Source organism: Thiothrix nivea DSM 5205 (assembly GCF_000260135.1).
Taxonomy (GTDB): domain Bacteria; phylum Pseudomonadota; class Gammaproteobacteria; order Thiotrichales; family Thiotrichaceae; genus Thiothrix; species Thiothrix nivea.
The window spans coordinates 3,518,693-3,531,504 of sequence record NZ_JH651384.1 but is presented as its reverse complement, the minus strand read 5'-3'; the positions used below and the strand labels follow the sequence as shown (position 1 = coordinate 3,531,504).

Here is a 12,812-nt window from a genome sequence, read left to right as displayed (position 1 = left end):
GTCACTGATGCAGACTTATCATCACCGCAGCCTATCAGCCACAAAGAAATGAGGCATAGCCCTATGCCTGATCGGATTTTCATTACTTAGCCCTTGAGATACTTAACTTGCCTGGTCTGGAAGCAAACTTTCCTAACCCGGTGGCCAGGTCAGATGCCGCCCCGCCAGCAAATGCAGGTGAATGTGGAAAACCGTCTGCCCTGCATCCGCCCCACAATTCATCACCACACGATAGCCCTCTTCCGCATACCCGGCTTCCGCCGCAATCTTTTTTGCCGCCAGATACAGCCTGCCCACCAGTTCCGCATCATCTGTTGCCAGGTCGTTGATGGTGGCAATATGCTTGCGGGGAATAATCAGTACGTGCAGCGGCGCTTGCGGGTTGATGTCATGGAAAGCCAACACATCGTCGTCTTCATAGGCAATCTTCGCCGGAATTTCACCTGCCACGATACGGCAGAACAAGCAGTTGCTCATCAGTATTTTCTCCGTCCTTCAAATGCGTGGGAAAGGGTTCCGCTATCGACATATTCGAGTTCGCTGCCGACCGGTACGCCATGCGCGATACGTGATGCCGGAATATTACGCCTAGCCGCCAGTTCGCTGATGTAATGGGCTGTGACTTCGCCTTCCACAGTTGGGTTGGTGGCGAGGATGACCTCTTGCACCTCATCTTCATCCAGCCGCGCTTCCAGCAAGTCGAGGCCGATGTCTTCGGGGCCGATGCCATCCAGTGGCGACAAACGCCCGCCCAATACGAAGTAGTAACCGCGATAGCCGGTGGCTTGTTCCACCGCCACTACGTCGGAGGGGTGTTCCACCACGCACAGCAGTTCCCGTTGCCTGCCCGGGTTGGAACAGATGCGGCAGGTTTCATTTTCGGTCAGGGTACGGCAGCGGGAGCAATGGCGGATGTCGCGCATCGCCCGCCCCATCACCTCCGCCAGCCGTTCGCCGCTGCGCCGGTCATGTTCCAGCAGGTGGAAGGCCATCCGCTGGGCAGTGCGTGCACCTACCCCTGGCAGGCAGCGCAAGGCTTCGACCAGTTCCCTGAGCAGCGAAGACTCGGACATAAATCAGAATGGCATCTTGAAGCCAGGCGGCATCGGCATTCCGGCAGTCACGTCGGCCATGCGTTCGCGGGAGGCTTCTTCCACTTTGTGTACAGCATCGTTGAAAGCGGCTGTTACCAAATCTTCGATCATATCCTTGTCGTCTTCAAACAGGCTGGGATCGATGCTGACGCGCTTGCACTCGTGCTTGCCGTTGATAATGACTGACACCAGCCCGCCGCCGGACTGGCCGGTAATTTCCATGGCGGCAATCTCTGCCTGCGCTTTCTGCATGTTTTCCTGCATCTTTTGCGCCTGCTTCATCAGGTTGCCGATTCCGCCTTTACCCATCATGATGTGTATTACCTCAATATTGTGTTTTCGATTTTGTGCAGTGTACTACAGTTTGTCGTTTTCTGTGCGTGGGCGAATGCTGCCGGGCACTATGGTTGCACCGAAGGCTTCCTGTAGTTGTTGCACGAAAGGATCGTTTCTGATTGCCACTTCTGCGGCGGCCTGTTTTTCGGCAGCTTCGCGGATACTGCGTTTTTCCGGGGTTTCCTCCTTCAACGCAGTGGCTTTGAATGACAGTTTCAGTTCACGCCCGTAATGCTTGGCCAGCGCGTCTGCCAGCTGGGTTTCGGCACGGGGGCTTTGCAGGGAGGAACCGCTTTCATCCAGCAGCAGGGTAATCTGCCCTTCCCCGATGCTTTCGAGCAGGCAGTGTTGCGCAAGTGGTAGCGCCATGCCTGAAAGGTTTAGCTGGGGGAGGATGTTGTGCCAGTCGTTGGTAGAGGGGGAAATCCCCCCTCTACCTTCTGAAAGAAACCCCTCCCCAACCCTCACCTTATCAGGGGAGGGGGCAAGAGGCGAAGTGCCGCCCGGTTCCTCTCCTGATAAGGGGAGGTTAGGAGGGGTTTCTTTTTTAGGTGGAGTTTCTTGTTCTGAAGCAGATGTTTCAATCAGAATTTTTTTTTTCTCGACCTGTGCCGAGTTGGAAGAAGCTTGCGCCGCCTTGCCATCATCTATCCGGAAAGCCAGCATTCGCAACAGCATCATTTCAAAGCCGCTACGCGGGTTAGGGGCCAGCGGCAAATCACGTCGCCCATGCAGTGCCATCTGGTAGTAAAGCTGTACATCCGCCGGGGAAAGCAGTTTCGCCAGCGCCGCTACATCGGCATCCACTTCTTCGCCCGCCACAACCTGCTGGACTGCCACGCTGTGCAGCAGAGCAATCAGGCTGTCTGCCGCCATGGTGAAATCGGTGGTCAGTTGCGCCATCTGTGTGACGGTTTCCAGCATCCGCTTACCGTCATCATCAGCCACGGATTGCAGCAGGCTAACCAGGTGCTCGTGCGGCAACAAGCCGAGCATGTCTTGCACATCATCTTCGCTGACTGCCCCACCACCGGCAACGATTGCCTGGTCAGTGAGGCTGAGGGCGTCGCGCATACTGCCATCCGCCGCCCGCGCCAGCAGGCGCAGGGCACTGTCGCTGAAGGGAATGTTTTCCTGTTCCAGCACATTGGCCAAGTGCCCACTGATCATGTCAACCGGCATCCGTTTGAGGTTGAATTGCAGGCAACGCGACAAAATGGTGACAGGCAGTTTTTGCGGGTCAGTGGTGGCAAACAGGAACTTGACGTGTGGTGGCGGCTCTTCCAGCGTTTTCAACAGCGCGTTGAAACTGTGGCCGGAGAGCATGTGCACTTCGTCAATCAGGTAAATCTTGAAACGGCCACGGGTCGGCGCGTACTGGACGTTATCCAGCAGATCACGGGTATCCTCAACCTTGGTACGGGAAGCAGCGTCGACTTCGATCAGGTCAACGTGACGGCCTTCGGCGATTTCCTTGCAACTGCGGCATTCCCCGCAGGGCTTGGCGGTCACCCCGGTTTCACAATTGAGACATTTGGCGAAAATCCGCGCCAGCGTGGTTTTACCCACCCCACGAGTACCGGTGAACAGGTAGGCATGATGCAGGCGCTGATGGCCTTCGTCACCTTCCAGCGCATTCATCAGGGCACGCAACACATGCGCCTGACCAACCATCTGCTGGAAGTCCTGTGGCCGCCATTTTCGTGCAAGTACCTGATAACTCATGGGGTGATTATAGACATTATTGAGTGGGTGGCAGCCTGCGCCAGCCACATCCCGGCACCCGAATCAGCAGTTACCGCTGCTCCCTTCCGGGCCTGACGGGGTTCACCACCTATCGTCGCGGGAGGACCAACGCAGGCCACCATTGCGAATGAACGGGCGATTATGACGGAATTGCCGGGTGTCGACAAGCTTTGCCAATTTATCCATGATCTTCCACCAGTTTGCAGAAATCCGTTTGCCCAACAGAATCTATTTGACTATAGACGTGGATGACGGTTATTTTTTGCAAAACCCCAAACAAACAATAAACTTACTGCAAGCAGCTACCGCCGCTTCACTCCCAAAGGAACAACATGTCGACTGCAATACGCAAAATCCTGATTGCCGATGATTCCGCAACCGAGCGTGTCAACCTGACACGTATTCTGGAAACAGCAGGTTACCAGGTAGTGCCCACCCAATCCGGCAATGAAGCCAAGTCCCTCGCGGAAAGCCAGTTGCCTGACCTGATCATGCTGGACATCATCATGGAAGATGGCGATGGTTACCAAGCTTGCCGTGCCTTGAAGCGCAACCCGGCCACCCAGGCCATACCGGTCATCATGATTTCCAGTAAATCCAACCCGGTTGACAAACAATGGGCGCAGAAACTTGGCGCGAATGCCTATATCGTGAAACCTTACAAGGATGAGGATGTGCTGCGGGAAATCGCTGCCCTTTAAGCGTACAATCAGGCACGATAAAAACCATTAGAAAAAATTCCTTATTCTGGCAAGGGAGACCCGCGTGGGAGGCACACAACAAAAAACGACACCGACAACGGCTGACCTAGCCAGCAGCCGCTTCTGTTACCGCATAGGCCCCAACCTGATCCTAATGGAAACTGGGGTACTGGCTGAAATCCTGACTGACACCGCTGTCTACCCGGTTCCGTTCGCGCCCGCTTGGTGTGCTGGCCTTGTCAGTTTGCGCGGCGACCTTTACCCGGTTGTCGACATGCACAAGGTTGTGCTGGGAAACCCCAAGCCCGGCATTAGCCAGCTATTATTATTCCAGCATCCACATTTTCCGCCCGTCGTGTTGACCTGTGATGGTTACCCAAACCACCTGAAACTTTCTGCGGAAGACCTGACAGAGCACAAGGATGCTACGTTGCCTGGCTGGATTCCATATACGCTGCACCACCGTGGCCAGACCCTGCTGAAAGCCGACCATGGCAAATTGTTGAGGCAAATACAGCAGCACAAACATCCCAACTAAACAACACAATGCAGGGAGGATACATGAAAAATTATAACCGTTACCGACTCTTGGCCGTCGGGCTGTTTGCCTTATTGTGCACTGCTACCAGCTACGCGGAAGATGGCGTGACCAGCTCGGAAATCATCATCGGTGGCGTAATGGATCTGGAAGGCCGCTCCAGCGGTTTGGGGCAAGGCATGAAGGCAGGGATAGAAGCCGCCCTGCAAAACCAGACTGTTGCAGGGCGCAAATTACGTTTCCAGGTTCTGAATGACTCCTACACCCCGGAAAAAGCTCTGGATGCAACGCAAAAGCTGGCCGCCGACAAGGTTTTCCTGTTCGCAGGCAATGTCGGCACACCTACTGCCGCCGCAGTCCTGCCTTTACTGGCTGAACAAAAAATACCGGCAGTCGGTTTTTTTACGGGAGCCGGGCTGTTGCGCCCTGGCCAAGGCGACATTATCAACTTCCGCGCAAGTTATGTGCAAGAAACCAAGGCCGTCATTGATGCGGCATTAAAACATGGCATCAACCCCACTGAAGTCTGTGCTTATGTGCAAAATGACGCCTACGGCATGGCGGGGGTCAGCGGCATTCGTGAAGCCTTGAAAAACCATGATGACATGGCAAATACCCTAACCCTGCTGGATAAGATCATTGAGGCCAACGAGGCAGAGCCAGCCCGCAACAACATAGGGCCAGTCGGCACTTATACCCGCAACACGTTCATTGCCCGTGATGGCTACGACTCCCTGAAAGCCTGGGAACAACGCAGCGGCGTAGCTTGCAAACTGGTGGTCACCGTCGGCACTTACGAAGCTATCGCCCGGTTTATTGCCTATGCTTCCAGCAAAGCCGAGCCATGGATATTTAGCGCGGTATCGTTCACTGGGGCAGATGATTTCCAAAAAGTCCTGAACAAGTTCAATATCCACGACCAGGTAATCATGACCCAGGTTGTCCCATTGTCAGACAGTGACTTGCCAATCGTACAAGAGGCACGCTCCGCGCTAGGCAAAAACTATGGTTATGTTTCACAAGAAGGCTATATCGTAGGCAAACTGATAGTGCACGGTTTGCAGCAACTGGAAACCACCGAGCAAGACATCACCCGCAGGAACCTGCTGGCTACCTTCAAGGGGCAACAATTCAACCTTGATGGATTGAATATGGATTTCAGCAAGGACAACCAGGGTTCTGACCTGGTTGTCCTGACAAGCCTGTCAGACACCAAATGGCAGGCCATGCAGGATTCCAGTTGGCAACGCTGGCTCAACCCAAAACAAAAGACAACGGACTAACCAAGGGAAACACTTTATGGCTACCCCCGCAACACCACGAGCCCCATTTCTAAGTAACCTGACGGTTGCGCGCCGCATTTATATGCTCATCCTCATACCATTGGCCATCCTGTTCATCACTGGGGCTTTTGCCGTCGTCGCATTGAATCAAAACAGGGTCGCGCTGGAAGGCATCAACAACCGCGTTGTCGCCATCGACAAAGGCAACAAGATTATCCGGCGAATGCAGCGTGATTATGTCGTACTCCTGCACGAAATACAGATCGGCAGCCGTACCTGGGAAGATGGGCGGAAAACACTAAACCAACTGACCGCCGACATCAGCAGCAGCATTCTACCTACTTATAAAGAAGCCAAAACATCTCAAGCCCGTGACCCACAAACAGTCGCCGCCTTCGCTGAAGTCGATAAGTTGCTGGAAGCGATTGGACGAGGCACGGCACTGCTCAAAACAGAAGACCGCAACAAACTGGAACTCTATCTGCAAAACGACTTGGCAGCCGACACCAAGCCGCTACGTGACACTATCCACAAGGAAGTGGAACGTGACATCAAACAATCTGAAGAAGCCTTCCTTACAGCACAGAAAAGCGTTTCATCCTTCCTGACCATCAGTGTTGCATTGATACTGGCAGGTACGTTAGCCAGCGCGATACTGGGGTACATCATCTACAAATCCATCGCAGACTCCATCAACAAACTCATGTCCACCATGCGCAGAATTTCCGATGGGGATCTCAAGGCTCGGGTAGGGCTGACAGGCAAAAATGAACTAGCCGAACTTGGGCAAAATTTCGATGGCATGGTGGAACACCGTATCACGACTGAAGCCAAAATTGAGCACGATCACCAACAACTCAACCAATCGGTTGGTGCTTTGCTGGATGCCGTTTTCGACCTCAGCGAGCGCAACCTGACCGTGCGTGCCAAAGTGACCGAAGATGCTACCGGCCCATTGGCAGACGCCATCAACCAGTTGGCGGAAGACACCACTGACGTACTCAAACAGGTACGTGAAGTCGCCACTTCAGTTGAGCAAACCTCCCAGGATGTTAACCATTACGCCTTGGAGGTAAACAAACTCGCCCAGCTGGAGCAAAGCGAAGCCGAAGAAACCGCCACCCAGCTCGACACCATCCTGCAACGGCTGGATACTATTGCCCAGTCCGCCCAACAAGCCAACCGGGTTGCCGACACTACCTCAGACACCACCCGCCATGCCCAGGCAACCGTTGCCCGCACGGTGGAAAACATGTCCGGTATCCGCACCACCGTGCAGGAAACCGGCAAACGCCTCAAGCGGCTGGGCGAACGTTCCCAGGAAATCAGCCAGATCATCGACGTCATCAACAACCTCTCTGAGCGCACCACCGTATTGGCGCTCAACGCCAGTATGCAAGCCACCGCCGCAGGCGAAGCAGGGCGCGGCTTCTCCATGATTGCGGAAGAAATCCAGCGGCTGGCGGAAAACTCGCGCGATTCCACCAACCAGATTTCCACCCTAGTGCGCAACATCCAGCAAGAAGCCAACACCACTATCGCCACCATGGAACACACCATCGAACAGGTTGTCAACGGCTCCACCTTGGCAGAGGAAGCCGCCCAACAAATGCAGGCCACGCTGGAGGCCACCAACGAACTGGTTACATCCGTGGAAAGCATCGCCACCTCCTCCGCCGAACAGGTTGCCATCAGCAAAAACCTGCAAACCCGCGCCGAACGCATTCTGGAAGCCACCCAATCCACCGGTAAAGAGCTGCTCTCCCTCACCGGCCTGACCCAAAACATGGCGGAATACGGCCAGCGCCTGGTGAAATCGGTCAACGTCTTCAAGCTGGAAGCCTAAGCTTATGGATGACGCCATCGCCTTTGCCGAAGAGCTGGAAGAAGTCGCACTGCAACTCTCCAGCCTCAACCCACTGGCTGACGACCCCGAAGAAATGACCGCCACAGTAGCCAGTGCTGTTGCCGAATACGAACGCCTCAGCATGACCGCCGCCATATACGGCATGGAAGGCGTGCAGCAAACGGTAGAATGGGTGCACACGATGCTGGCCAGCTTCCAGGCAACATTGCCGGAAGCCATCCTCGAACTCCTGCAAGGCGGGCAACTGTTCACCTGGCTGGAACTGGCTGCCATTGCCCTGCGTGAACCGGAAGAGCCGACGCACCTCCCCACACTGACCGCCGCATTACTGCATGAAGACTGGCCGGAACCGCCTGCGCCCACCATGCTGGAAACACTCCTGCTCAACCTGCGCCAGAATCCCCACGCAAGCAACACAGAAACACCAAACACTGAAGCACTCCACGCCGAAACGCCAGCTCAGGAACCGGCAGACATTGGCGCAGATTACGCCACAGCCACCCCGCCACCGCAAGCAGCAGAAAATCCCCTGGCTTGGGATGCGGACATCCACCCCGAACTGCTGGCCGCTTACCTGCAAGAAACGCCCGGCCAGGTTACCGAAGCCACCCGCCTGCTCCACTTGATTGCCAACGGCAGCAGCACGCCGGAGCAAAAGCGCCACGCCTCCCGGTTAGCACACACGATCAAGGGCGCCAGTGGTGTCGTCGGGGTTGAAGCCATTGCCTCCTTTACCCACCGTCTGGAAGACCTGCTGGATCTCAATATTGCCAGACACCTGCCCACTGGTCTGGGCGATACCCTGGGAGCTGCTGCCGATTGCCTGGCCACCCTGTTTGACCACTTGCTGGAACATAAGCCACTACCTGATGAATACCCCACTCTGTTAGCGGAAATGGACGCATGGGGACAACGGATTGCCACCGAACAACCCGGCGAACAAGAACCTGTTGCCACACCAGAAGCAACGGTAGATCAGCCCACGCCAGCCATACCTGTTATAACACCAGACTTCCTGGCAGAGGATAATGCAACTGACGAGAATGCCGAACCCGCCCCGCAAACCAGCCACAGCCCCCCAACCAGCAACACCCACCTCAGCGTACCGATAGAAACCGTCCAGCGCCTGCTCAATCTTGCCGGAGAACTAATCACCTCCACCAGCCAGGTGGCTGAACATGCCCAGCATACCTTGGCATTTGGCAAACAATTGCAACAACAGGATGAACATATCCGGCAAATGCTGGAAACATTAGGCGAAACCATCGGCCAGCAATCCGCCAATCGGGTAACGCGGCCATTAAGCGCGAGCAATACCAAACGGCTGGATGCCGACGGTTTCGACCAACTGGAAATGGAAGCCTATAATGACCTGCATAGTGCCGCCAGCCTGTTGACCGAATCAGTCGCTGACAACCGGGAGCTGACCCACAACCTGCAACAGCAAATCCGGCAGATTTCCGAACAGATTTACCGGCAACAACGCCTGCAGCGGCAATTGAGTGAAGCCATCCTGCGCACACGCCTGGTTCCCGTCCAGTCCATTGTGGCGCGGGTAGAACGCACCGTGCGTGAAACCTGCCGCCGCACTGGCAAGACAGCCAAAATCAGCATCCAGGGCCAGAACCTGCAAATCGACACTGACATATTGCAAGGGCTGACCGCGCCCCTCCTGCACATGCTGCGCAACGCTGTCGACCATGGCATAGAAGCGATGAACGAACGCAAGGCATTGGGCAAAGACAAGGAAGGGCATATTGAGCTGCGTTTTGAGCAAAAAGGCGGCCAGATCCACCTGACCCTGAGTGATGATGGCCAAGGGCTTGACACCGAGCGTATCCGCGCCCGGGCGATTGAGCGTGGCCTAGTCACAGCAGGCCAAACACTTGGTGAAGAAGATGTTTTGCGCCTGATTCTCCAACCCGGCTTTACTACCCGCGACAAAGTGAGCGAAATTTCCGGGCGCGGTGTCGGCATGGATGTCGTCCAATCCGCAGTTGAAAACCTGCAAGGCTTACTCCAGATCAGCAGCATTCCTGGTCAGGGCACCAGCATCCGCGTCCAGGTTCCAATCACCCTGCTGGCCACTAACGCCTTATTGGTTCGCACTGCGGGCAAGCTGGTCGCTATTCCCGGCAACACCATCCATCAGCTGCTGTATGCCGCGAACCACGAACATATTCAGGAAAACGACAACTGGTTTATCCACCATCAAGAGCAAAAGCTGGAAGTCATCCAGCTGGCCCGTTTACTCGGTTGGCAGACAGAAAAGCCGGATTTGCGCAAAGGCCATTCGCTATTACTGGTTGAAAGCGAGCACAAGCTTTATGCCCTACATGTTGATGAAATCCTGCCACCACGCGACATTGTCATCAAAAGCCTGACGCCCTGGCTTAACCTGACACAGGGCGTCAGTGGCGCGTGCATCCTGGCCAACGGGAGCGTTGCGCCAGTACTGGATCTGTTACGTCTGTTGCGTCATTTCGAGCATGGCACTATCACCTTGGGCAATACCATAACAGCCAATGACACCACGCCACAGCGCCCGCATATTCTGGTTGTTGATGATTCCCTTAGCAACCGTAAATCCCTCAGCTTGATGCTTGAGAACATGGGCTATCACCCCATTACTGCCATTGACGGCCTGAATGCCTTGCAACATTTGCACGAACAGCCTATACAACTGATCCTAACCGATCTGGAAATGCCGCGCATGAACGGTCTGGAAATGGCGCAAGCTATCCGTATCTGGCCTGAAAAACGCCACATCCCGATTATCATGGTCACATCGCGCAGCACCCAAAAACACAGGCAGATGGCGCAAGAAGCAGGCATTGACGACTATCTGACCAAGCCAGTCAACCAAGAAACCCTGCAAACACAACTATACAAATGGCTCAGGACGCAACTGGCTGCCTGACCGCATGGAGAAAAACCAATGCCAACAGCACAACAGAAAGCCATCGGCATATATTTGTTTGGGTTACCAGACAAGGATCAGGCAATCATACAGCGTGTCATCACTTTCGGCGCCACTCAAGGCAAAAACTACATCATTGAAGCTGATCTAGACAATGCCCGTATTGCGATCAGCCTAGATAATATCGAACTGCCAAGCAATCATGCCGTAAGCATCCGCATTGGTGACAGCAACCTGCCTTGTGACTTGCTCCTGCAACGCCCGCTGCTTGTCACCCGGGTAATGCGCGCCCTTGACGATGCCACGCAAATCCTCAAATCAAAACCTATGACGGCAGAAATACCCTTGCCAAACACCGCTGAGGAAACCAATACGGCTCCTCCCCCGCAACAACCAGAGCGAGCGCCAGAACCAGAAGCCCCACTCCCCAAAGAAGAAAAAACTGTAACCGATGACTATGCTTACACAGCGCTGGTCGTTGATGATAGTGCAGCCATCCGTAAACAACTGGAAATTGAGCTGCGCGACGCCCACATCAAGGCGGAATTTGCCGAAACTGGCGAAGAAGCCCTGGAAAAATCAGCCTGGAAACAATATGACCTGATCTTTCTCGACATCATCATGCCCGGCATTGATGGTTTTGAAGTCTGCCGACAAATGCGGGCGCGCAAAACCATGAAGAAAACCCCAATCATCATGCTCAGCGGTAAAACATCCCCTTTGGATGAAGTGCAGGGCGTCATAGCTGGCGCATCAACCTATCTGACTAAACCAGTCAAACATGAGCAGTTCCAGCAAACGCTGAAACGGGTATCCAAGTGGCTGACCAACTTTGCCTGCTGATGCAGGCATTTTCACCCCCAAACGCCAAACATAAAAAAGCCCCGCCTGCAATTGTCACTGCAAGCGGGGCTTGGTTTGGGCGCCTGGCGTTGACCTACTCTCACATGGGGAGGCCCCACACTACCATCGGCGATGCACCGTTTCACTTCTGAGTTCGGGATGGGATCAGGTGGTTCCAGTGCTCTATGGACACCAGGCAAACTGGCTGGGTATCGGTGGAGAATACACTACTGTGGTCTCCACCACCCAATTCGGAAAAGCATTCAGGCAAGTGTCTTTCGTCGTCAGCCTTCTTGCTGACTCCGCTTTTGTGGACTTTAATACTGTTCTACTACAGACCCCAAAGCAGACCGCTTCGGGTTATAGGATCAAGCCTCACGGGCAATTAGTACTGGTTAGCTTCATACATTGCTGCACTTCCACACCCAGCCTATCAACGTCGTAGTCTCCAACGACCCTTTAGGGCTCTCTAGGAGCCAGGGAGATCTCATCTTGGGAGGGGCTTCCCGCTTAGATGCTTTCAGCGGTTATCCCGTCCGAACATAGCTACCCTGCAATGCCACTGGCGTGACAACAGGAACACCAGAGGTTCGTCCATCCCGGTCCTCTCGTACTAAGGACAGCTTCCCTCAAATCTCCAACGCCCACGGCAGATAGGGACCGAACTGTCTCACGACGTTCTGAACCCAGCTCGCGTACCACTTTAAATGGCGAACAGCCATACCCTTGGGACCTGCTTCAGCCCCAGGATGTGATGAGCCGACATCGAGGTGCCAAACTCCCCCGTCGATATGGACTCTTGGGAGGAATCAGCCTGTTATCCCGGAGTACCTTTTATCCGTTGAGCGATGGCCCTTCCATTCAGAGCCACCGGATCACTAAGACCTAGTTTCCTACCTGCTCGACTTGTCCGTCTCGCAGTCAAGCGTGCTTATGCCTTTACACTATCCTCACGATTTCCGACCGTGATTAGCACACCTTCGCGCTCCTCCGTTACTCTTTGGGAGGAGACCGCCCCAGTCAAACTGCCCACCATGCACTGTCCCTGGCACTGTTATGCCGAGGTTAGAACATCAAAATTGCCAGGGTGGTATTTCAAGGATGGCTCCACAAGGACTGGCGTCCCTGGTTCATAGCCTCCCACCTATCCTACACAAGCAAGTTCAATGTTCAGTGCAAAGCTGCAGTAAAGGTTCACGGGGTCTTTCCGTCTAGCCGCGGGTACACTGCATCTTCACAGCGATTTCAATTTCACTGAGTCTCGGATGGAGACAGTGCCGCCATCGTTACGCCATTCGTGCAGGTCGGAACTTACCCGACAAGGAATTTCGCTACCTTAGGACCGTTATAGTTACGGCCGCCGTTTACCGGGGCTTCGATCAAGAGCTTCGCCTCGCAGCTAACCCCATCAATTAACCTTCCGGCACCGGGCAGGCGTCACACCCTATACGTCCACTTTCGTGTTTGCAGAGTGCTGTGTTTTT

10 protein-coding genes, 2 rRNA genes and 1 other RNA gene (1 of these 13 cut by a window edge) are annotated in these 12,812 nt (G+C 54.6%); 6 read left to right on the top strand and 7 right to left on the bottom strand.

The annotated features are described in order from the left end of the window. Positions 1–132: 132 nt before the first annotated feature. The 5 genes from THINI_RS17715 to ffs form a co-directional block, all read right to left on the bottom strand. On the bottom strand, positions 133–477 hold the full coding sequence (locus THINI_RS17715) for a histidine triad nucleotide-binding protein (RefSeq protein ID WP_002709915.1): 345 nt from the start codon (positions 475–477) through the stop codon (positions 133–135). Next, positions 477–1,073: a recombination mediator RecR gene (gene recR / locus THINI_RS17710; RefSeq protein ID WP_002709914.1), complete on the bottom strand. Its 597-nt coding sequence runs from the start codon at positions 1,071–1,073 to the stop codon at positions 477–479. Before recR ends, THINI_RS17715 begins: the two co-directional genes overlap by 1 nt. 3 nt (positions 1,074–1,076) lie before the next feature. Further along, entirely contained in the window at positions 1,077–1,406 is a 330-nt protein-coding gene (locus THINI_RS17705; RefSeq protein WP_002709913.1) for a YbaB/EbfC family nucleoid-associated protein, read from the bottom strand. Between the two features lie 45 nt (positions 1,407–1,451). Beyond that, on the bottom strand, positions 1,452–3,203 hold the full coding sequence (gene dnaX / locus THINI_RS17700; protein WP_342610114.1) for a DNA polymerase III subunit gamma/tau: 1,752 nt from the start codon (positions 3,201–3,203) through the stop codon (positions 1,452–1,454). Beyond that, positions 3,191–3,287, bottom strand: an RNA gene (gene ffs, locus THINI_RS24505) — signal recognition particle sRNA small type. The genes dnaX and ffs overlap by 13 nt, the downstream gene beginning before the upstream one ends. A gap of 221 nt (positions 3,288–3,508) precedes the next feature. Between ffs and THINI_RS17695 the strand changes: the two genes are divergently transcribed. The 6 genes from THINI_RS17695 to THINI_RS23705 all read left to right on the top strand — a co-directional run bounded on the left by THINI_RS17695 (position 3,509) and on the right by THINI_RS23705 (position 11,328). Next, positions 3,509–3,877: a response regulator gene (locus tag THINI_RS17695; protein ID WP_002709911.1), complete on the top strand. Its 369-nt coding sequence runs from the start codon at positions 3,509–3,511 to the stop codon at positions 3,875–3,877. 64 nt (positions 3,878–3,941) lie between these two features. Next, entirely contained in the window at positions 3,942–4,415 is a 474-nt protein-coding gene (locus THINI_RS17690; protein ID WP_002709910.1) for a chemotaxis protein CheW, read from the top strand. 23 nt (positions 4,416–4,438) lie between these two features. After that, on the top strand, positions 4,439–5,698 hold the full coding sequence (locus THINI_RS17685) for an ABC transporter substrate-binding protein (RefSeq protein WP_002709909.1): 1,260 nt from the start codon (positions 4,439–4,441) through the stop codon (positions 5,696–5,698). A gap of 82 nt (positions 5,699–5,780) precedes the next feature. After that, positions 5,781–7,544 (top strand): methyl-accepting chemotaxis protein, encoded by a 1,764-nt coding sequence (locus tag THINI_RS17680; protein WP_245536641.1) that lies wholly within the window; start codon positions 5,781–5,783, stop codon positions 7,542–7,544. Positions 7,545–7,548: 4 nt separating this feature from the next. Then, the gene (locus THINI_RS17675) at positions 7,549–10,485 is read left to right on the top strand and encodes a hybrid sensor histidine kinase/response regulator (protein ID WP_002709907.1); all 2,937 of its coding nucleotides are present in this window, start codon (positions 7,549–7,551) and stop codon (positions 10,483–10,485) included. A gap of 18 nt (positions 10,486–10,503) precedes the next feature. Next, complete coding sequence (locus tag THINI_RS23705) at positions 10,504–11,328, top strand: response regulator (RefSeq protein ID WP_002709906.1); 825 nt, start codon at positions 10,504–10,506, stop codon at positions 11,326–11,328. A gap of 81 nt (positions 11,329–11,409) precedes the next feature. Here the strand turns inward: THINI_RS23705 and rrf are convergent. Then, positions 11,410–11,525 (bottom strand): 5S ribosomal RNA (rrf, locus tag THINI_RS17665). A 167-nt stretch (positions 11,526–11,692) separates the two neighbouring features. Continuing rightward, a 23S ribosomal RNA gene (locus THINI_RS17660) occupies positions 11,693–12,812 on the bottom strand; it runs 1,709 nt beyond the window's last position.